Below are 18,989 nucleotides of genomic sequence, written 5' to 3'. Positions count from 1 at the left end.
CCGCTTTTCTTTTCCCATAATTATCAATAATTACCATTTATCGATCTCATGTTTCAGCTCTTCTTTACTCTGCCCGGTTTTTTCCTGCAGTTTTCCAAGCATTTCATCAAACTTCCCTTCGGAATAGGTTACATCATCATCGGTCAATCTTCCATACTTCTGTTTAAACTCACCTCTGATTTGTTTCCATTTTCCTTCTAACTGATCACTATTCATAACATTGGTTTTAGGTGTTAATAAGATAAAAGTAGCCAACTACTTCCCCGGCCTCTGCCAACAAACTCCCATATTTGTCTTAAACTATTGTTATTTTTGAATTCTGAAATATATGCTATGATCAGAAAACTATTCATGCTCGCTCTTTGCGCAAGTTTCTTTTCCTGCGCCGTTAGCCGAAAAATACATACGGAAGATGTCTCGCTTCATTTCCAGGATGAATATATCATATCGCCCGATCTGGATTTTAAGGGCACGCGCGTAGGCGGACTTTCGGGTATAGACTATGCAGATGGAGAATTTTATTTTGTGTGCGATCAGTCGTCGAATCCCAGGATCTATTCCGGTCATATTTCAACCGAAAATCAGCAAATCGATTCGGTATATTTTGACGATCTCATCCAGCTTCAGAAAGAACCGTTCCCGAATACGGTTTTCGACCTGGAATCGGTTCGAAAACTAACAGAACCAGATGCCTTTCTGGTAACGAGCGAGGGCTATATCGAAAACGGAAGCGATCCCGGGATTTATAAGGTCAATACAGATGGAAAGATCACTACTGAATTCAAAATTCCGAATTATTTTACGGCTTCAGGAACGCAAAAACCAAGGAATAACGGGGTTTTTGAAGGGGTCTGTAAATCATTTGACGGGAAAGCTTACTGGGTTGCGATGGAGCTTCCGCTGGAAAAAGATGGTGCCAAACCAAAGATCTATCCAACACATTCTCACGTTCGTTTCACCAAATATGACGCTGTAACCGGTTTACCAGTCCGGCAATTCGTATATAAACTGGACGGAATTGCCAAGTTACCGATCAATTTTTTTGCAGTTAACGGTGTGACCGAATTGCTGGAATATGCCCCCAATCGTTTCCTCGTACTCGAGCGGGCCTATTCGGCCGGCTACGGCTCCAATGGCAATACGGTAAAGATCTTTGAGGTAGACGCAACGGAAGCCACCAATACCCTGGAATTCCAGAACCTCAAAAAAGCCAGTTATCAAAAAGCCCATAAAAGTCTTATTTTCAATTTTAAGCATATTAAAGACCAGCTGAAAAGCGGCATTATTGATAATATTGAAGGCATGTGCTTTGGCCCTGAAATGAACGGCAAACCAAGTCTGTTGCTGGTTTCTGATAACAACTTCAACAGCTTTGCGGAGCAGGTCTCACAAATCCTGCTATTTACGGTAGATTTTAAAAATAAAGAACACTAACTTCACGTTAGATTAATCCTGAAAATCTAATTATTATGAGTAAAATTTTCATCCTCCTGCTCACCCTGCTTTTCAGCAGCAATGTGGAGAAACACCAGCAAAGCGAGTCGGCCACCACGTATTATTTCATTCGCCACGCCGAGAAGGACCGTTCGAATAAAAATGACCGGGATCCGCAACTCACCGAAGAAGGCCAAAAACGAGCTCAAAACTGGGCCACGATCCTGGAAGATGTAAAATTCGATGCCGTTTACAGCACACCTTACGCTCGCACCATGCAAACCGCTCGACCGGTTGCTACCCAGCAGGATCTGAGGATCGATACCTATGACCCCAGAGATCTTTACAATTCAGAATTTCAAAAGGCTACTAAGGGAAAGACCGTTCTGGTGGTAGGACACAGCAATACTACACCGCAATTCGTAAATGCCATTCTGAAGAACGATAAATATGAAGATATTGACGATTCAGAAAATGGCGCGCTATTTATTGTAAAAATTCTACCAGACGGGAGCATCACCGATCGCGTGGAATACCATAATTAATCAGAATTTAATCGCGGGTGACTTCGATAGCTTCTGTCTGGATGGTAGAAACTTTCTGTAGCTTTCCTGCCGTAAACAGGCTGTCCAGTTTGGAAAGTTTTACCGCAAGGTCATCATATTTATAATTTTCGTAATCCACGAACCTGATGCCTCCCACGGTTCTTGGGTTATAGGCTTTCCGAAAACGCACTCCGCCCCCGTTCACTTCGTAGTTGTATGCCAGGTAATCCACTTCGTAATGCTGGGTATCGATCCAGTATACATATTCGTCTTCATGATCGGTTCCGCCGCCTTCCGCATCGAAACTCACCTGGATTTCATAATATTCCTTGCCCTTGATCGTGTCTTTTCCCAGAAGCTTTTTATTGGCAGCAGCAGCATCAAGGCCATAAGGAAGCTGCACAAAATAATGCACCGAATTTACCGAATTTGAGTACACTTTTTTCAGAGAATCGCTTAACGACACCACGCTATCATTGATCATTCTTCGGAAACCTTCATTGCTGAGCTCATCAGTAATCAAATTGTCCAGGCTATCCTTCTGAAAGCGCTGGTAAACGTATTTTCCGCCATCGCGCGAACTGGCATATTCCATGTCCCGAAACTGAAAATGGATCTTTGCATGGTCATACTTATCGCCGCCGGCATGGGCAATCGCATTCTTTACTATTTCATCCGCCGTTAACTCTTCTGAACCGGAAGAACAAGCCAGGCAAAATATCAAAATTGCAAAAACTGAGAGGTGTTTCATTTCTTAAATTTGGCCGACAAAGATACTGAAATGCCCTGCAAAGCCCATATTTTTAAAAGCCTTTAATATATTATTGTTTTAAAGCTTGTATTTTTGTCATCTATGAAGAATACCATCAACATCAAGAACCGAAAGGCAAAATTCAATTATGAATTCCTCGATAAATATACGGCCGGCATCAAACTGGCCGGAACCGAGATCAAGGCAATTCGTGAAGGAAAGGCCAGTATTGCCGAAAGTTTTTGTGAATTCAGCAATCATGAACTATTTGTGATCAATATGCATGTTGAAGAATATTCTCATGCCTCTCATTTTACCCACGATCCCAAAAGCTCCCGAAAACTTCTTTTACAGCGCCGCGAACTTCGAAAACTGGAAAAGGAAGTCACCAATTCGGGATTGACTATTATTCCGCTTAGGCTTTTTATCAATGACCGCGGACTCGCCAAATTACAGATCACGCTGGCAAAAGGTAAAAAGCTTTATGATAAACGGGAGACCATTAAAGACAGAGAAAGCAAGCGCAGACTGGATAGAATTCAGAAAGAATACAAATAATTCCAGAATTCCTGCGTTATGGTAGAAATCCAACGCTAACCATGTCTAACCGATTACTCTTTTTGCTGATCCTCATCAGCTCATTACCCATTTATTCTCAGGTTACCGGGAAAGTTACCGACGAAAAAGGAACTCCCCTGCCCTATGTAAATATTTATACGGAAAGCGGGCAGACCGGAACCACCACCAACGATGAAGGTTTATACGAACTGAAATTGTCAAAAGCCGGTGATTATGTGCTGGTTTTCCAGTTCCTGGGATATAAAACCTTAAAAAAGTCAATTTCATCAGATGCTTTTCCAGTAGAGATAAACGTTAGTTTAAAAGCTGAAAATACTTCTCTGGATGAAGTGGTTGTAAATAGTAATGAAAATCCCGCTAACCGGATCATTCGAGCTGCGATCAAAAAACGGAAGAATAATGCCGATAAACTCGAAAGCTTTACGGCCGATTTCTATTCCCGCGGACTCTGGCGCATCAAGAACGCACCGGAAAAAATTCTAGGCCAGGAAATTGGCGATTTGGGCGGCGGCCTGGATTCCACGCGTAGCGGGATCGTTTATCTCAGCGAAACGATTTCAGAAATTGCCTATCAAAAACCAGATGATTTTAAGGAAAAGATCATTGCCTCCAAAGTCAGCGGTGATGACAACGGTTTCAGTTTAAATTCGGCACAGGAGGCCTATTTTTCATTTTACGAGAACACACTGGAGATCAATAGTGAAATGATCTCACCCATCGCAGAATATGCCTTCAATTATTATCGCTACAAGCTGAACGGTGTATTTTATGACGACCGCGGAAACCTCATCAATAAAATTGAAGTGCTCCCGAAACGGGAAAATGACCGGGTATTTTCCGGATTCATCTACATCGTGGAGGACCTTTGGCAAATCTACGGCGTGGAATTGACCACTACCGGAAAGGCCATTCAGGTTCCACCAATTGAAGCATTGGTCTTCAAGCAGAATTATAAATATTCCGAAGAAAATGACTTATATATCCAGATCTCTCAGAGCGTGGATTTCAGTTTTAAGATGTTTGGTTTTGGTGGAAACGGACGTTTTACGGCAGTCTATAGCAATTATGATTTCAAGCCGGGATTTGATAAAAAAAGCTTCGGAAAAGAGATCCTGAGTTTTGCTGAAAATGCCAACGAGAAGGATTCTATTTTCTGGGAAGCACAACGTCCTGTTCCTTTAACTTCAGAAGAAATTGAAGATTATGTCAAAAAAGACAGCATTCAGGATGTTCGTGGCTCTAAAAAATACAAAGATTCGGTAGATGTAGTTCAGAACAAGTTTGAAATTACCGACCTGCTTTTTGGTTATAATCATCAGAATTCCTGGAAACACAACAATTTTAATATCAGTGCTCCAATTGGTGGAATTCATTTTAATACGGTACAGGGCTGGAATGGAAAATTGACTGTTTCCTATAACCAGCGAACCGGAAAAGATCAGCAGAATTTCTGGCGAGTTTATTCCAATATGAACTACGGTTTGGATGAAGAACGTTATCGAATTTCAGGAGGATTCTTTAAGAAATTCAATAATTTCAGAAAGCCATACTTACGAATTGAAGGGGGGACAAGCATTGAAGATATCAACAACAGGGAAGCTATTAGTCCGCTTCTTAACGATGTAACCACGATACTTTTTGAAAGAAACTACCGCAAACTATATGGCAAAAGCTATATCAGTGCCGGTTATGAACAGGAGATTTTTACCGGTTTAAGGGCTTTTGGAGGTCTGAGCTGGGAAAACAGGAATGCGCTGACGAATCATACCGATCATGTTTTCATCGATCGCGATGATGTGGAATACACATCCAACAACCCATTGCAACCGGCTAATTTTGGCAGTGAACCTTTTCAGGAGCATTCCATTTTTAAACTAAATCTTTCCACCACGATCAATTTCGGACAGAAATACCTGAATTATCCAAACGGGAAATACAATGTTTCTTCGGAAAATTACCCGGAGCTTGTACTCGGTTATGAGCAGGGCTTTGGTTCAAATGTTGACCAATACAATTTCTCGCAATGGAAAGCGAGGATCAGGCAGGATTTTAACGTTGGCAATAAAGGAAGATTTGAATACCAGGTAAGCGGTGGTCTTTTCAGTAATTCCGATAATATCAGTCTCGTAGATTACCAGCATTTCAACGGAAATCAGACCAGAATTGGCTTTGGAAGCTATGTTGGGAAATTTAATTTGATGCCGTATTACAATTTTAGCACGAATCAGAATTATGCTGAATTTCACGCGGAACATGACTTCCAGGGCTGGGCACTTGGAAAACTTCCTCTGCTGAACAAACTGAATTTCAACCTGATCCTGGGTGCTCACCGATTGATTCGTGAGGCCGGAGATCCCTATTCGGAATATTCAGTTGGAATTGATAATCTTGGCTTTGGAAAATTTAGATTCCTGAGACTGGATTATGTTATTTCAGATTTTGGAGGCGACAGAAACGGTGCTTTTATCTTTGGTCTGAAATTCTGAAATTAAAAAAGCCGGAGAAACCCCGGCTTTCCTATAAATTTTCAGGTAGCAATTATTCTTTTTCGCTTTTAGCTTCCGTTTCTTCAGCTTTCTTCTCTTCTTTGCTTTCCTTTGAAAAATCGGTCATTCCGTTTTCAATCAGCAAATTATACCACTGCACGATCTTTTTGATATCGCTGGTGTATACACGGTCTACATCATAATCTGGCAAAACTTCGGAAAAATAACCTTCCAGCTCCGCTTTTGAAGATTTGTGGCTGATTGCTTTTTCACCATTCTCCTTCTCCTTCATTTTTTCAAAAACCTCTCCCAGCGGCACCTCTTCCGTATACGTATAAATAGCGATCTCGCTCAGCACGCTCACGTTGTGGCGCATATTTACGGCAATCTTTTTACCGTCTAACATCGATTTGGCAACAAAACCACCGCGAGTTTGCGCAGTGAGTTCATAAAGACCGGGTTTACCCGAAATTGCTAGAACTTTATCTAATCCCATAGTACTTTTTCATTTTGGAGGGCAAATATCAATTCTCCCTGTGTATTTTCAAAAATCTTAACGGCCTTTTTTAGCATTCGGAAAGCGCATGCGGTATTCCACATTGATCTTTCCCTTGGAAATGCTGGCCAGTTTGTTCTTTATCAAACGCTTTTTAAGGCTGGAAAGTTTATCGGTAAACAGAATTCCTTCGATGTGATCGTATTCATGCTGGATCACACGCGCAGCGAGTCCGTCAAAAGTATCCACGTGTTTTTCCCAGTTTTCGTCAACATATTCGATCTTGATCTGTGGCTTTCGGAAGACATCTTCGCGCACCTCCGGTATGCTCAGGCATCCTTCGCCAAAAGCCCATTCTTCACCTTCTTCCTCGATGATCTGGGGGTTGATGAACACTTTCCGCATATTTTTAAGCTGTTCCTGTTCTTCCGCAGTAAGATCTTCATCTTCCGCGAAAGGAGCCGGATCGATCATAAATAACCTGATGGGAAGGCCAATTTGCGGAGCGGCCAGTCCCACGCCATAGGCATTGTACATCGTATCCCACATATTATCGATCAGCTCGTCCAGTTTGGGATAATCACGATCGATATCCTTCGCTTTCTTTTTCAACACGGGATCACCGTATGCAACAATTGGTAAAATCATTCTAAGGGTTTATGAATTATGTTAATACAGCCAACTTTGCAGGATCAGCGTGGCGCTGATTTCGTCTACCAGGGCTTTATCTCTTCTTTTCTTCTTCTTGAGGCCACCGTCGATCATACTCTGAACAGCCATTTTACTGGTAAAACGCTCATCCATACGTTCTGTGGGCATCTCTGGAAAAGTCTTCTGAAAAACCTTCAGAAATTCACGGATATTCGCTTCATTTTCTGAAAAAGAATCATCCATGCGTCTGGGCTCCCCAATGATGACCCGCTCGACAGATTCTTTCTGAAAATAGTCCTTCAGAAAATCGATCAGATCAGGAGTCTGCACAGTCGTAAGGCCCGAGGCGATCATCTTCAGCTCGTCGGTCACTGCGATGCCCGTACGCTTCAATCCGTAATCTAATGCAAGCACTCTGGCCATTCTGAAATTTTAGGCAAAGGTAAGGTTTATATTGGTTTGAGCATAAATATTGACAGCAAGCCTTATATTTGGAAAAAAATTGAAAATGGACCAATTACAACCGAAAATTGAGGAAGCCTGGGAAAACCGGGAATTGTTAAAAGAGACCGAAACTACCAACGCCATTCGCCAGGTGATCGAATTACTGGATAAAGGAGAACTTCGCGTGGCAGAACCTACCGCTGATGGCTGGCAGGTGAACGAATGGGTAAAAAAAGCGGTAGTGCTGTATTTCCCTATTCAGAAAATGGAAACTCTTGAAGCTGGAATTTTCGAATACCATGATAAAATGCCGCTTAAACGTGGCTACAAGGAAAAAGGAATTCGTGTGGTACCAAATGCGGTAGCACGCCACGGCGCTTATATTTCTTCCGGAGTGATCATGATGCCAAGTTATGTAAACATTGGCGCTTATGTAGATGAAGGTACCATGGTAGATACCTGGGCGACCGTGGGAAGCTGTGCGCAAATTGGTAAAAATGTGCATTTGAGCGGTGGTGTTGGGATTGGCGGAGTGCTGGAACCACTTCAGGCGGCACCGGTGATCATTGAAGACAATGCCTTCATTGGCTCCAGATGTATCGTGGTAGAAGGGGTTCGTGTAGAAAAAGAAGCCGTACTTGGTGCCAACGTGGTGCTGACCGGTTCTACCAAAATCATCGATGTGACCGGCGACGAGCCGAAAGAATATAAAGGGCTGGTGCCGGCACGATCTGTAGTGATCCCTGGAAGTTACACCAAGAAATTTGCTGCGGGCGAATACCAGGTGCCATGTGCGCTGATCATTGGCAAAAGAAAAGACAGCACGAACAAGAAAACGTCTCTCAATGACGCTTTAAGAGAATACGACGTCGCGGTATAAGCAAACAGGTTTGAAGATACTGGTAATACAATTAAAAATGATTGGGGATGTGTTGACATCCTCAGTCTTGTTTGAAGCGCTTCGGAAGAAATATCCCCGGGCAGAATTGCATTACCTGGTGTATCGCCATACACTCCCCGTTTTGCGCAATAACCCGCATATAGACAAAGTGATCGCTTTCCGGCGGGAAGAGCATTTTTTCTACCTGGTTAATGCCGTCCGACTTCAAAAATATGATGCGGTGATCGATGTGCAGGCAACACCACTGACTGCGCTGGTAACCGGATTTTCAGGTGCCACAACCAGGGTTTCTTATGAAAAATGGTATACGAAACTGGCTTGCAACCACGTCTTCAGCAGAAGCATGCAGGCAGAAACCGAAGCCGGCGCCGCGATCGAAAAAAGGTTACGTCTCCTGTCTCCGCTTGCTCCTGATTTTCCGAAGAATCTGAAACCAAAGATCTACCTTCAGAATAGGGAAAAAAGGCAGGCCCTCGAGATGTTGCAGGAGCACGGTTTAAATCCACAGGAACAGGATCTGTTAATGATCAGTATTTTAGGAAGTTCGCAGCAAAAAACCTATCCGCCCATGTTCATGGCCAGGCTGCTCGATTGGATTGTTCAGCATACCAACACGACCTTATTACTGAATTATATTCCTGCCCAGGAGAACGACGTGATGGCCATTTATAACCTTTGCGAAAAAGAAACCCAGGAACGCATCGCGATCGACCTCTACGGAAAAAATTTACGGGAATTCCTGGCGCTCACTTCCTACTGCAAGGCGCTTATTGGCAACGAAGGCGGTGGTGTAAACATGGCTAAGGCACTGGATATACCAACATTTGCCATATTTTCGCCCGAGCTACAGAAGGCTAACTGGAATGTTTTTGAAGACGGAACGAATAATGTTTCGGTGCACCTGCGGGATTACCGGCCGGAGCTTTTTCAAAATAAAATACAGAAAGAACTGAAAGCTGAAAACATGCGGCTGTACAGGGAATTCAAACCGGAATTATTTCAGGAGAAACTGCTGGAATTCTGTCAAAATCATGCTTCATGACCTATCGTTTCCTGATCTACATCAGCCATACCTATGCGCTGCCCATTGGCCGGCCGCTACAGGAGGAAATTAAGCTTCGGGGTTACGAGGTGAAGTGGTTTTGTGATAATGAGTATCCTAAGTCCCATTTCCCTGAGAATGGTGAGCTGCTGGATACCGTTAAAGAGGTCCTGGACTATGATCCGCAGGTGGTGCTGACCGCGACCGACCAGGTGGCCGATTTTTTTCCGGGCCTGAAAGTTCAGGTTTTTCACGGTTTTCCGGCGAATAAAAGGAAAGGAACCGATCAATTTACCATTCGGGGCTTTTTTGATTTGTATTGTACTCAGGGGCCTTCCAGTACCAAACCTTTTCAGAAGCAGCAAAAAAAATATCAGACATTTGAAGTGATCGAGACAGGCTGGTCCAAAATGGATCCGCTGTTTCCGCTGGAGAACGGCAAGACCAACCCCAAGAATGTCCTGATCTCGTCTACTTTTACCAAATATTACAGCCTAGCTTTAAAGGAAGATGTCGTCGAAGAAATACTGCGCTTATCCAAAACCGGGAACTGGCATTTTGATGTGGTGCTGCATCCAAAACTTCCGGAAGGGATCAAACAAAAATTTCGGGAAATGCAGCACGAAAATCTGAAATATCACGATACCACGAACCTGATTCCGCTATTCAAAAAAGCCCATCTCATGCTGTCTGATACGACTTCGGCTTTGATCGAATTCGTATTGCAGCGCAAACCCGTGGTGACGATAGATAATAATATGCCGCAGGCCTATATGCTGAATATTCAGAATGCTTCGGAAATAGCTGATGCCCTGGAAAAAGCGGCTGAATACCCTGTAGCCTTACTGAAAGAAATCGATAAATTCGCCGAATTTTCCCATCCTTATGAAGATGGACGTTCCAGTGCCCGTGTGATCGATGCCTGTATTGATTGCCTTCACCGGGACAAATCGCACCTAAAAACCAAACCGCTAAATCTTATTCGCCGGTATAAAATTCGGAAAAAACTGGGGTATTTCACCTGGAAATCCTACCGGAAACCCTACACCCTGTAATCAGTTTTTCCAGAATTTCAGTTGTTTTTTCAAACGTTTTTTTCTGTGGAATTTTTCCTGAAACTGATGCGTGTAAAATTGCATTTTTTCGAAGACCAGCTCTTCGGGCTTTCCGTATAAAATCGCATATTCCCTTGCCATAACCCGCAAAATCGCCTCATCTGCGGTAAGACGGGAAAAATTTTTCATCCGCGCTTCAAAATCCATTTTCCTGAAATTCATCCGGTTGAGATCCACCAGGAAGAACTGGTATTTTTCAGCATTTCTACGGATGAGTGTATTCCCGGGGGAATGGTCCAGAAACTCAATTTCCTTTTCATGCAACTGGAAGGTAAAGCGCGTAAACTCCTGAAGGAGCTTAACATCAGTTGCGCTAAGGTCCCGAAATGTAAACTCACAATCCAAGTGTTCACAGACGTAGAAACTTCGGCCAAACGTGAGCCTGTTTTCTTCAGCATAGGCAATCGGCAAGGGAGTTCCAATGCCTTTTTGGGTCAGAATGGAGGCATACTCGAAAGATCGTTGGGCCTTGCTTTTACGAAAGAACCGGTAAGCGATCTTATTCACGGCATTCGGGATCTTGAAGGCTTTGACATTGATACTTTTTCCGTTCAGTTCAAAGATCCTGATCTCATTCCGGCCTGTGCTCAAAACACTTCCTTCCCGGGAAAAATTTTGAATCATTCTTTCCAGGTCTTCTGAATAAGCCGTAAAATCTTTGGCAACGATAAATTTCATGGATGATTTGCGTTTATAAATATTTACCGATGCCATTGCTACAGGATTTTGCCCGCTCTTCCAGCGTTTGCTGTTGAATTTGGGAATTGATCACATCCCTTCCCCTGTCATTGATCGGGTGCCAGAGATGATACACGATCCCCTGGTATCGCAACCGCTTACCCGCCACACCGCAATGCAGGAGCCTGGCCGCCATTTCTGAGTCTTCTCTCCCCCAACCAGTCATATCTTCATTGTAACCATTGATCTGGATGAAATCCTCGCGCCAGAAAGATATGTTGCAGCCTCTCAGTTTCCTGGAAAGATCCATGGAACATTTATACGATTTTCCTAAAATGGGAAAATGAATGTTCCGGGTTCGGCGCTGCAGGCCTTTCTGAAAAAAACCAAAATTCACCTGCTTGCAATCCATGATCTTATCACGCAGTTGTTTTTCAATATTTACACGGCTTCCGAATAAAAAAGTAGTCGCTTCGGCATTCGCTTTATGATCATGGATGAAATGGGGATGCATCAGGCAATCACCATCAATCTGAATAATATAATCGGCTTCTGAAGCGGCAATGGCTTTATTCAGGATTTTGCTTTTATGATAACCGTGATCTTCCTGCCAGACGTGTTTGACCGCCAATGTTGAACCAGCCTTGAAATCGGCAATCAGCTTTTTAGTTGCTTCCCCGGAACCATCGTCGGCAATCAAAACCTCATCAGGCAATTCCTTCTGCTTTAAAAGACTTCGGAAAATGAGGTCCAGGGCTTCCGGCCAGTTATAAGTTGAAACGAGCAAAGCGGTTTTCATGCAATTAAATTAACTGAAACAGATTGGGTTTTTTCAGCATTCTTTCGTTACAAAAATAGCAGAATAAAAATGAGGAAGTAAAATTTAGCGATCTTAACCAGAATTTTGTCTCTTTACGAAAAAGAAAAAGCATGAACATTTTACACCTTTCAACGGTCAAAACCTGGGGAGGTGGTGAACAGCATATAGAAAACCTTTGCCTGGAACTTCAAAAATTGGGTGTTCGCAGTAAGGTGTTGCTTACCGAAAATGCCCGTTTTGAGGAAAAACTTTCAAATGCCGGGATCGCCTACGCCGTTGCTCCGCTTCGGAAGAATGTAGACCCGAGGTACATTTTTAAGATCATTACTATTTGTAAAAATGAGTCGATCGACCTCCTCCATCTACACGACCCAAACGCGATCACCCTGGCTATTATCGCCTCTAAACTGACAAAATTGCCCGAATTTATATTCAGCAAAAAAACTTCTTATCCTATAAAAAATCGACAGCAAACGCTGTATAAGTACAATTCTTCCAAGATCGCTAAGATCTTATGCGTTTCAGAAGAGACTAAAAAGATTAGCGCACGAAGAATTAAAAATCAACAAAAACTGGTGACGATCTACCATGGCTGCAATGTTTCGCGGCTTCAGTTAAATGAAATGGATCTTCGGAAAAAACTGCAGTTACCGTCTCACATTGTCATCGTGGGAATGATCGCCAATCACATCAAAGCGAAAGACCTGTCTACTTTTATCAGGATCATTGAGGAAATCGTCAATAAGCAGAAAAAAACCAATTTCCATTTTGTACAGATCGGGGAGTTTACCGAGCACACTGGCAGGTTCCAGCAAGAGATCTCCGAAAGACACCTGGAAAACCATGTGAGTTTCCTGGGGTATGTCCCCAATGCTTCCGGGCTTATCCCGCAATTCGATATTTCCCTGCTAACTTCTAATTCAGAAGGTCTTCCGCAGTTCCTCTACGAAAGTTTTTATTACAAGGTCCCGGTTCTGAGCACGAATGTGGGCGGTATCCCTGAGATCATCACGAATAATGAGAATGGATTTCTCAGTGAAGCCGGAGATTTCCAGGATTTAGCAAGGAAATTGGTAGTTTTGGCGGAGGATTCAGAGCTAAGACGTAAATTTGCCGAAAATGCGCATCAGAAATTAATTCATAATTTCACGAGTGAGCAAATGGCCCGGCAAACGCTGGAGGAATACAAAAAAATAATCGATGGAAAAGTTTGATCAGGAAGTTCAGAAAGCATTAGAAGTATTAAAAAAAGGAGGCGTGATCGTCTATCCTACTGATACGGTTTGGGGAATAGGCTGCGACGCGACCAATCCCGATGCGATCGACAAGGTTTACGAACTGAAAAAGCGCGAGGAAACCAAGGCACTTATCTGCCTGGTGAGCAATTTCAAGATGCTCGAGCAATACGTGGAAGAAATTCCGGAGATGGCCTACGACATCCTAAAATATTCCAAAAAACCTACCACCATCATTTATGACAAACCTATTCGCATCGCTGAAAACCTGGTGGGAGAAGACGATTCTCTGGGAATTCGCGTGGTTCGAGACCGGTTTTGTTCCGAACTGATCAAAAAGCTGAGACGGCCACTGGTTTCTACCTCCGCAAATATCAGTGGGCAGCCAACTCCGGAATCATTCGATCAAATCACCCCGCAAATTTTAAAAGGTGTAGACTATGTAGTAAATTTGCAGCGTTCAAAAAAATCGCCTAAACCTTCAGCAATTATCAAGCTGAGTAACGATGGAGAGGTGAAAGTGATACGCAAATAGAAGATGCCGAAACACCACAATTACAGTAAAGCTTTACATCATAAGATTTTTCGAATAATTTCTGAAGCTGCCGATGAGCTGGGCGTCGACGCCTACGTGATCGGTGGTTTTGTACGCGACCATATTCTCGAGCGCGGTGAACCTACAGATATCGATATTGTTGCTGTGGGTAGCGGAATTTCTCTAGCTGAAAAAGTTGCTGAAAAACTTCCCAACAAACCGAAAGTCCAGGTCTTTAAGAATTTCGGAACAGCGATGCTCCGTGCTTTCGATATGGAAATTGAATTTGTTGGAGCCCGAAAGGAAAGTTACCGCCAGGATAGCCGCAAACCCATCGTGGAAGACGGCACACTGGAAGATGACCAGAACCGTCGCGATTTTACGATCAATGCCCTGGCTTTAAAACTGAATGCTGATGGATTTGGAGATTTACTGGATCCTTTTGACGGATTGAGCGACCTTCAGAAGAAGATCCTCAAAACGCCGTTAGACCCAGATATTACTTATTCAGATGATCCTTTGCGCATGTACCGTGCGATCCGTTTTGCGAGTCAGCTTAATTTCATGATCGAAGAGCATTCCCTGAAGGCGATTCGCCGAAACCAGGACCGCATTAAGATCATTTCCAAGGAGCGCATCATCGAGGAGCTGAACAAGATCATGCTTAGCCCGAAACCTTCTAAAGGTCTTGCGTTGCTTTTTAAAACGGGACTTTTACGCAAGATCCTTCCTGAACTCACCGCCCTGCAGGGTATTGATGAAGTGGAAGGACAAACGCATAAAGACAATTTCTGGCACACCCTGGAAGTGGTAGACAATATTTCTGAAAATACCGACAATCTCTGGCTACGCTGGGCTGCATTATTGCACGATATTGGCAAGGCACCGACCAAAAAATTCGATAAACGCGTGGGCTGGACCTTCCACGGGCACGAATTCCTGGGCGCCAAAATGGTTTTCAGGATTTTCAAGAGGCTGCGACTGCCGCTGAATGAAAAAATGAAATACGTGCAAAAGCTCGTTCTAATGAGTTCGCGCCCGATCGCAATCGTTGATGAAAGCGTGACCGATTCGGCTGTTCGCAGACTGGTTTTCGATGCCGGAGACGACATTGAAGACCTGATGACGCTTTGCGAAGCCGATATTACCACTAAAAACCCCAAGCGTTTTAAGAAATATCATAACAACTTCCGCATCGTTCGTGAAAAAATGCAGGAGGTGGAAGAACGCGATCATATCAGGAATTTTCAGCCACCGGTTTCAGGAGAAGAGATTATGGAAACTTTTGGGATCAAACCCAGTCGCGAAGTTGGACAGATCAAAGACGCCATCAAAGAGGCTATTCTGGAAGGTGATATTCCGAATGAATATGAGCCGGCACGCGATTTCATGCTGAAAAAAGGAGAAGAATTGGGACTTAAAGAAGTGACTTCATAAAAATGTACAGAACCTGGGTTAAAATTTCGCTGGTACTCGTTTACCTTGTGATCGTCGCAGGAGCGATGGTGCGCATGACCGGCTCCGGGATGGGATGTCCCGACTGGCCAAAATGTTTTGGGTATTACATCCCGCCCACCGATAGAGCTGAACTAGAATTTCACCCGGAACATAGGTATGAAAAAGGCCAGGTGATCATCATGGATGAAAGCCTGAAAGTGGCTTCCAGAGACTTTACTTCCGGAGCCAATTACAATGCGGCCAACTGGCAAAATTATGAAAAACACGATTACGCTATTTTCAATCCTACGCATACCTGGGTAGAATATATCAACCGCCTCGTTGGGGCGCTGGCCGGCCTCGCGGTCGTAATAATGGCCTTATTCAGTTTTGGAAAGATCAGGCTTAAAAAGCGAATTCCTGTCTTATCCTGTTTGTGTGTCTTTCTAATGGGTTTCCAGGCATGGCTTGGTGCAACCGTGGTATATTCGGTTCTAGCGCCGGCCAAAATCACCATTCATATGGTCATGGCGTTGGTGATCGTAGCCCTGCTGCTTTATTTGTTATTTATTTCTTCGGAAAAAGATTCAGATGATACCAGAAGCACGGCTAATTTCAAAACTTTGATGATCGTAGCTACCATTTTTACGCTGATCCAGGTTGTGTTGGGAACACAGGTACGACAATTCATAGACGAACAGGTACGAAACCTGGGATACGCTTCTGAAGAATTATGGCTGAACGATCCAAATATAACATTTTACATTCACCGCTCCTTTTCCATCCTGGTTTTGCTGGTGAACCTGTGGCTGTGGTACCGCAACCGTAAATTACAACTAGGCCTGAACCTGATCAACTGGGTGATGGCCCTGATCCTGATTGAGGTCATCACTGGGATCGTGATGTATTATTTTGATTTTCCGGTACTTTCGCAACCGGTTCACCTGGTGATCGCCTCCATACTTTTCGGGATTCAGTTTTATCTGTTAATGCAAACATTTGATGCCCGAAAGAAGATTGAAATATCGTAACTTTGGCGTCCCAAAATTCAGATTATGGTTTATAGATTCAGAGTGATTTTAGATGCGGAAGAAGATGTTTTCCGGGATATTGAACTCCTTGAGAACAATACTTTTGAAGACCTTCATAATGCGATCATCCAGTCCTTCGGTTTTGACGGCGCAGAGATGGCCTCCTTTTACGTGAGCGATGAAGACTGGAACCAGGGCGAGGAAATTCATCAATTTGATATGAGCGGAACCGATTCGTCTATTAAACTGATGAACGAAACGGCGCTGGATTCGGTACTTTCAGAATCACAAACCCGCGTGATCTACGTGTACGATTTTCTGAAAATGTGGACTTTTCTCGTGGAACTGGCAGATATTGCGGAAGTAGAAGAAGGCCGCGATTATCCTAATTTGATGTTTGCCCACGGGCAGTTGCCAGACAGCGCCCCAGACAAAGAATTTGTTGGAGAAGACGAAGACGCCGGCCTGAATGGCGATTTTGACGCTTTCGATACCGATAATTTCGATGACTTTGATTTTGACGAACACTGGAATTAATACCCAATCATAAACCCATTTTTACAATATGTTCAACCTTTATAATGCCCAGATTGAATCGCTTTCTATTCACCGTGTAGGGAATAAAAGTCGCGGTGAAAATATCTTTTTATCAGCTTCCACGTTTCATCTCAATGATGAGATCAAACCGCTGATCAAGGAATATTTTCTGAAACCTTTCCGGGACAAGGAAGAATCGTATTATCGTTTTCATCATGAGCACGACTTGGAATTTCATGAGTTGTACAATCTTACAAATTCGGTATTTGATGATCCTCACAACGCGCATGAATATTCCAAAAAGATCGCCACGCTACTGTATGAGCAATCCAACCATCCGCATATCAAGAGCGGGGAAGTTTACGTGGTGTATTTTGAAAATATGATGCTGGACAATGAGAAAGTTTCGGCATTGGGTATCTTTAAATCAGAATTAAAACACGATTTCCTGCAGTTCGAGCAAAAATCGAGCAACCTGGAAATGCTGGTTCAGCAGGGTGTGAACCTCAACAAACTGGACAAGGGCGCGATCATTTACAATAAGAATCGCGCAGAAGGCTACAAAATCATGTCGGTCGATTCCAACCGGTATGATACCAAGTACTGGCTGGAAAATTTCCTTGGAACAGATGTCCTGGCAGACGAAAATTACTTCACTAAAAATTATCTGAATTTCGCAAAGAATTTCGCAAAGGATGTGGTTTTACCTGCGGAAGACAAAAAGCAGGAAGTGATGTTCATGAACCGAAGCATGGATTATTTTGCCAAAAATGACGATTTCGAAGAGACCAATTATCTCAACTCGGTGATCGACAACCCGGCTTTGATCCCGGAATTTCAGAATTACAAGGTGGAAAAAGCGCCGAAATACAAGGTAGAAGACCTGAGTTCTTTTCCAATTTCCAATAAGGCGGTCACTGAAGCGCGCAAAAAGATCAAGAATGTGATCAACCTGGATACGAACATCCAGATCAAAATGGATTTTGTCAACGCAGAATCTGCCGAAAAATTCGTGGAAAAAGGTTGGGACGAAGAGCGCCAGATGTATTACTACCTCGTTTACTTCAATAAGGAAGAAAAGAAATAATCAAGCCTGGAAATTTTTTGCTGAAAGCAGCGAATTCAGAAGTGGAATACCACAAAGAATTGCTCAGCAGGTTGCATTCTGCTAATTCTGCATTCGCTGGGTATTGACGTTCTCGTAATTTCGCTTTACAAAATCGAGGGCCGTTCTCAAGATCTGCCCCATCGTGCTGGCGCGCTTGAATTTCATATCTTTCGAAAAACCGTAGAGGTCCTGTCGAAGCTGCTTCACATTCTCCTTGGTTGAAACGTGATCGTTGATCATACAGCGAATTAGCTCTTTATAGCGGCTCTTGGTGTTGATCATTCTTTTGGCTAGCAGGGAACGTTCTTCTTTACGGTATTGCTCGATGGAAGACTCCTCCAGTTTTTCAGAAACCAGCTTCACCATCTTATAGTTTTCCTTGAAAAATTGCGGCCGGTACACCTTCAAATTACCTTCATAACACTGCTGGTCAAAATCGATCGCCCTGATCTGGTATTCCACGTGATCAAAATCATGGGTTGGAATCACCACATAATTATAGGAGCGCATATCGCCTAATAATCGAACCGTGCAGCGTTCATTGAATTTCACGAATTGCTTGGCGATCTGGGTCTGGGCCCGCAGGTCACATTCCGGCAAATGATCTTCAATAAAAACATCACCCGGAATTCCTGCAATATGTTCCTCTATCAGGGTATCTTTAAATACCAGGAAATTGATTCGGTGTGGAGAGAGCAAATGCTCGAATTCGAGTCCGTAGAGGCGCGAGGCATCAGCTTTTTTCACGTAGAAATAGGTAAAACTATCATTCAGAATATTCCTGATCTTGATACGGAAAGGCTTCGAATTTCCGAAGGTGCAGTAATCGATCGCATCCACGTTCAGCCATTCCAGGGAATCATCGCTCCCGTCTGAATGTAAGATCGTATAGACCTTTTTCAGGCTGTTATCAATTTCGGTACGTTCAAAATCTGGATAATAACAGCGCACCCAGAAAGTATCTTCATCATGCTGGTCATAAACCACCACCGATCCCGAAAACCGAAGCAGGTCATCATAGAAAACCGGGATTCGGGTATTGCGGTTGTACTTGGCCAAATAGCGATTAAAACGATCGTTAATTGGAAAAGACGGTTTCTTTCTGGACATGAGTTTCTCCTGCATAAAACTGAACGATTTTCTCAAAAATAAGCTTATTATAAG

21 protein-coding genes are annotated in these 18,989 nt (G+C 43.4%); 13 read left to right on the top strand and 8 right to left on the bottom strand.

Going from position 1 to position 18,989, the window contains the following annotated elements; all coding sequences use genetic code 11:
* Positions 1 to 30 precede the first annotated feature (30 nt).
* Positions 31 to 216 carry a CsbD family protein gene (locus GRFL_RS12555; RefSeq protein ID WP_083644955.1) on the bottom strand — a complete coding sequence of 62 codons (186 nt, stop codon included), beginning with the start codon at positions 214 to 216 and terminating at the stop codon, positions 31 to 33.
* A gap of 117 nt (positions 217 to 333) precedes the next feature.
* Between GRFL_RS12555 and GRFL_RS12550 the strand changes: the two genes are divergently transcribed.
* Together GRFL_RS12550 and GRFL_RS12545 are read left to right on the top strand one after the other, a co-directional pair.
* A complete protein-coding gene (locus tag GRFL_RS12550; RefSeq protein ID WP_169833976.1) occupies positions 334 to 1,434 on the top strand; it encodes an esterase-like activity of phytase family protein in 1,101 nt (366 codons plus the stop codon).
* Positions 1,435 to 1,469: 35 nt separating this feature from the next.
* Positions 1,470 to 1,979: a SixA phosphatase family protein gene (locus tag GRFL_RS12545; RefSeq protein WP_083644954.1), complete on the top strand. Its 510-nt coding sequence runs from the start codon at positions 1,470 to 1,472 to the stop codon at positions 1,977 to 1,979.
* A gap of 7 nt (positions 1,980 to 1,986) precedes the next feature.
* On the opposite strand, the gene GRFL_RS12540 is transcribed toward GRFL_RS12545, so the two are convergent.
* Positions 1,987 to 2,730, bottom strand: coding sequence for a DUF6503 family protein (locus GRFL_RS12540; RefSeq protein WP_083644953.1), 744 nt, complete (start codon positions 2,728 to 2,730; stop codon positions 1,987 to 1,989).
* A 102-nt stretch (positions 2,731 to 2,832) separates the two neighbouring features.
* On the opposite strand from GRFL_RS12540, the gene smpB reads away from it, so the two are divergent.
* Together smpB and GRFL_RS12530 are read left to right on the top strand one after the other, a co-directional pair.
* Positions 2,833 to 3,288, top strand: a complete 456-nt coding sequence (gene smpB, locus GRFL_RS12535; protein WP_083644952.1) for an SsrA-binding protein SmpB — start codon at positions 2,833 to 2,835, stop codon at positions 3,286 to 3,288.
* A gap of 41 nt (positions 3,289 to 3,329) precedes the next feature.
* Positions 3,330 to 5,795, top strand: a complete 2,466-nt coding sequence (locus tag GRFL_RS12530; RefSeq protein ID WP_083644951.1) for a DUF5686 and carboxypeptidase regulatory-like domain-containing protein — start codon at positions 3,330 to 3,332, stop codon at positions 5,793 to 5,795.
* Between the two features lie 52 nt (positions 5,796 to 5,847).
* Here the strand turns inward: GRFL_RS12530 and GRFL_RS12525 are convergent, their stop codons facing one another.
* From GRFL_RS12525 to ruvX, 3 genes are read right to left on the bottom strand one after another with little or no spacing between them, the layout of a single operon-like run.
* Entirely contained in the window at positions 5,848 to 6,291 is a 444-nt protein-coding gene (locus GRFL_RS12525) for a DUF5606 family protein (protein ID WP_083644950.1), read from the bottom strand.
* Between the two features lie 57 nt (positions 6,292 to 6,348).
* A complete protein-coding gene (gene def, locus GRFL_RS12520; protein ID WP_083644949.1) occupies positions 6,349 to 6,939 on the bottom strand; it encodes a peptide deformylase in 591 nt (196 codons plus the stop codon).
* Positions 6,940 to 6,960: 21 nt separating this feature from the next.
* A complete protein-coding gene (gene ruvX / locus GRFL_RS12515) occupies positions 6,961 to 7,365 on the bottom strand; it encodes a Holliday junction resolvase RuvX (protein ID WP_083644948.1) in 405 nt (134 codons plus the stop codon).
* A gap of 85 nt (positions 7,366 to 7,450) precedes the next feature.
* Between ruvX and GRFL_RS12510 the strand changes: the two genes are divergently transcribed.
* The 3 genes from GRFL_RS12510 to GRFL_RS12500 are packed head-to-tail and all read left to right on the top strand — an operon-like array spanning position 7,451 to position 10,384.
* Complete coding sequence (locus tag GRFL_RS12510) at positions 7,451 to 8,266, top strand: 2,3,4,5-tetrahydropyridine-2,6-dicarboxylate N-succinyltransferase (protein ID WP_083644947.1); 816 nt, start codon at positions 7,451 to 7,453, stop codon at positions 8,264 to 8,266.
* A gap of 10 nt (positions 8,267 to 8,276) precedes the next feature.
* Positions 8,277 to 9,329 carry a glycosyltransferase family 9 protein gene (locus GRFL_RS12505; protein WP_083644946.1) on the top strand — a complete coding sequence of 351 codons (1,053 nt, stop codon included), beginning with the start codon at positions 8,277 to 8,279 and terminating at the stop codon, positions 9,327 to 9,329.
* Positions 9,326 to 10,384, top strand: coding sequence for a CDP-glycerol glycerophosphotransferase (locus GRFL_RS12500; RefSeq protein WP_083644945.1), 1,059 nt, complete (start codon positions 9,326 to 9,328; stop codon positions 10,382 to 10,384). Before GRFL_RS12505 ends, GRFL_RS12500 begins: the two co-directional genes overlap by 4 nt.
* Here the strand turns inward: GRFL_RS12500 and GRFL_RS12495 are convergent, their stop codons facing one another.
* Positions 10,385 to 11,158 (bottom strand): lipopolysaccharide kinase InaA family protein, encoded by a 774-nt coding sequence (locus tag GRFL_RS12495; protein WP_236995797.1) that lies wholly within the window; start codon positions 11,156 to 11,158, stop codon positions 10,385 to 10,387.
* Positions 11,136 to 11,921 carry a glycosyltransferase family 2 protein gene (locus tag GRFL_RS12490; protein WP_083644943.1) on the bottom strand — a complete coding sequence of 262 codons (786 nt, stop codon included), beginning with the start codon at positions 11,919 to 11,921 and terminating at the stop codon, positions 11,136 to 11,138. The genes GRFL_RS12495 and GRFL_RS12490 overlap by 23 nt, the downstream gene beginning before the upstream one ends.
* 131 nt (positions 11,922 to 12,052) lie before the next feature.
* On the opposite strand from GRFL_RS12490, the gene GRFL_RS12485 reads away from it, so the two are divergent.
* From GRFL_RS12485 to GRFL_RS12460, 6 genes are read left to right on the top strand one after another with little or no spacing between them, the layout of a single operon-like run.
* Positions 12,053 to 13,156: a glycosyltransferase gene (locus GRFL_RS12485; RefSeq protein WP_083644942.1), complete on the top strand. Its 1,104-nt coding sequence runs from the start codon at positions 12,053 to 12,055 to the stop codon at positions 13,154 to 13,156.
* Complete coding sequence (locus GRFL_RS12480; protein WP_083644941.1) at positions 13,143 to 13,712, top strand: L-threonylcarbamoyladenylate synthase; 570 nt, start codon at positions 13,143 to 13,145, stop codon at positions 13,710 to 13,712. The genes GRFL_RS12485 and GRFL_RS12480 overlap by 14 nt, the downstream gene beginning before the upstream one ends.
* Before the next feature lie 3 nt (positions 13,713 to 13,715).
* Positions 13,716 to 15,149, top strand: coding sequence for a CCA tRNA nucleotidyltransferase (locus GRFL_RS12475; protein WP_083644940.1), 1,434 nt, complete (start codon positions 13,716 to 13,718; stop codon positions 15,147 to 15,149).
* Positions 15,150 to 15,151: 2 nt separating this feature from the next.
* Positions 15,152 to 16,180: a COX15/CtaA family protein gene (locus GRFL_RS12470; RefSeq protein WP_083644939.1), complete on the top strand. Its 1,029-nt coding sequence runs from the start codon at positions 15,152 to 15,154 to the stop codon at positions 16,178 to 16,180.
* A gap of 24 nt (positions 16,181 to 16,204) precedes the next feature.
* Complete coding sequence (locus GRFL_RS12465) at positions 16,205 to 16,717, top strand: IS1096 element passenger TnpR family protein (RefSeq protein ID WP_083644938.1); 513 nt, start codon at positions 16,205 to 16,207, stop codon at positions 16,715 to 16,717.
* Between the two features lie 28 nt (positions 16,718 to 16,745).
* Positions 16,746 to 17,804: a nucleoid-associated protein gene (locus GRFL_RS12460; RefSeq protein ID WP_083644937.1), complete on the top strand. Its 1,059-nt coding sequence runs from the start codon at positions 16,746 to 16,748 to the stop codon at positions 17,802 to 17,804.
* Between the two features lie 81 nt (positions 17,805 to 17,885).
* Here the strand turns inward: GRFL_RS12460 and GRFL_RS12455 are convergent, their stop codons facing one another.
* A complete protein-coding gene (locus GRFL_RS12455; protein ID WP_083644936.1) occupies positions 17,886 to 18,950 on the bottom strand; it encodes a hypothetical protein in 1,065 nt (354 codons plus the stop codon).
* Between the last annotated feature and the right edge of the window lie 39 nt (positions 18,951 to 18,989).

It is taken from the genome of Christiangramia flava JLT2011 (genome assembly GCF_001951155.1).
Classification (GTDB): Bacteria; Bacteroidota; Bacteroidia; order Flavobacteriales; family Flavobacteriaceae; genus Christiangramia; species Christiangramia flava.
The sequence above is the reverse complement of the archived record's forward strand: the minus strand, read 5'-3'. Positions and strand labels throughout refer to the sequence as shown.

What these genes read in the sequence shown, in the direction of transcription:
- GRFL_RS12530 (WP_083644951.1), top strand. Translation starts at nt 3,330, where the DNA reads ATGTCTAACCGATTACTCTTTTTGCTGATCCTCATCAGCTCATTACCC.
- GRFL_RS12500 (WP_083644945.1), top strand. Translation starts at nt 9,326, where the DNA reads ATGACCTATCGTTTCCTGATCTACATCAGCCATACCTATGCGCTGCCC.
- GRFL_RS12495 (WP_236995797.1), bottom strand. Translation starts at nt 11,158, where the DNA reads ATGGCATCGGTAAATATTTATAAACGCAAATCATCCATGAAATTTATC.
- GRFL_RS12540 (WP_083644953.1), bottom strand. Translation starts at nt 2,730, where the DNA reads ATGAAACACCTCTCAGTTTTTGCAATTTTGATATTTTGCCTGGCTTGT.
- GRFL_RS12490 (WP_083644943.1), bottom strand. Translation starts at nt 11,921, where the DNA reads ATGAAAACCGCTTTGCTCGTTTCAACTTATAACTGGCCGGAAGCCCTG.
- GRFL_RS12555 (WP_083644955.1), bottom strand. Translation starts at nt 216, where the DNA reads ATGAATAGTGATCAGTTAGAAGGAAAATGGAAACAAATCAGAGGTGAG.
- GRFL_RS12470 (WP_083644939.1), top strand. Translation starts at nt 15,152, where the DNA reads ATGTACAGAACCTGGGTTAAAATTTCGCTGGTACTCGTTTACCTTGTG.
- GRFL_RS12510 (WP_083644947.1), top strand. Translation starts at nt 7,451, where the DNA reads ATGGACCAATTACAACCGAAAATTGAGGAAGCCTGGGAAAACCGGGAA.
- smpB (WP_083644952.1), top strand. Translation starts at nt 2,833, where the DNA reads ATGAAGAATACCATCAACATCAAGAACCGAAAGGCAAAATTCAATTAT.
- GRFL_RS12455 (WP_083644936.1), bottom strand. Translation starts at nt 18,950, where the DNA reads ATGCAGGAGAAACTCATGTCCAGAAAGAAACCGTCTTTTCCAATTAAC.
- GRFL_RS12480 (WP_083644941.1), top strand. Translation starts at nt 13,143, where the DNA reads ATGGAAAAGTTTGATCAGGAAGTTCAGAAAGCATTAGAAGTATTAAAA.
- GRFL_RS12475 (WP_083644940.1), top strand. Translation starts at nt 13,716, where the DNA reads ATGCCGAAACACCACAATTACAGTAAAGCTTTACATCATAAGATTTTT.
- GRFL_RS12485 (WP_083644942.1), top strand. Translation starts at nt 12,053, where the DNA reads ATGAACATTTTACACCTTTCAACGGTCAAAACCTGGGGAGGTGGTGAA.
- def (WP_083644949.1), bottom strand. Translation starts at nt 6,939, where the DNA reads ATGATTTTACCAATTGTTGCATACGGTGATCCCGTGTTGAAAAAGAAA.
- GRFL_RS12550 (WP_169833976.1), top strand. Translation starts at nt 334, where the DNA reads ATGATCAGAAAACTATTCATGCTCGCTCTTTGCGCAAGTTTCTTTTCC.
- GRFL_RS12460 (WP_083644937.1), top strand. Translation starts at nt 16,746, where the DNA reads ATGTTCAACCTTTATAATGCCCAGATTGAATCGCTTTCTATTCACCGT.
- GRFL_RS12465 (WP_083644938.1), top strand. Translation starts at nt 16,205, where the DNA reads ATGGTTTATAGATTCAGAGTGATTTTAGATGCGGAAGAAGATGTTTTC.
- GRFL_RS12545 (WP_083644954.1), top strand. Translation starts at nt 1,470, where the DNA reads ATGAGTAAAATTTTCATCCTCCTGCTCACCCTGCTTTTCAGCAGCAAT.
- ruvX (WP_083644948.1), bottom strand. Translation starts at nt 7,365, where the DNA reads ATGGCCAGAGTGCTTGCATTAGATTACGGATTGAAGCGTACGGGCATC.
- GRFL_RS12525 (WP_083644950.1), bottom strand. Translation starts at nt 6,291, where the DNA reads ATGGGATTAGATAAAGTTCTAGCAATTTCGGGTAAACCCGGTCTTTAT.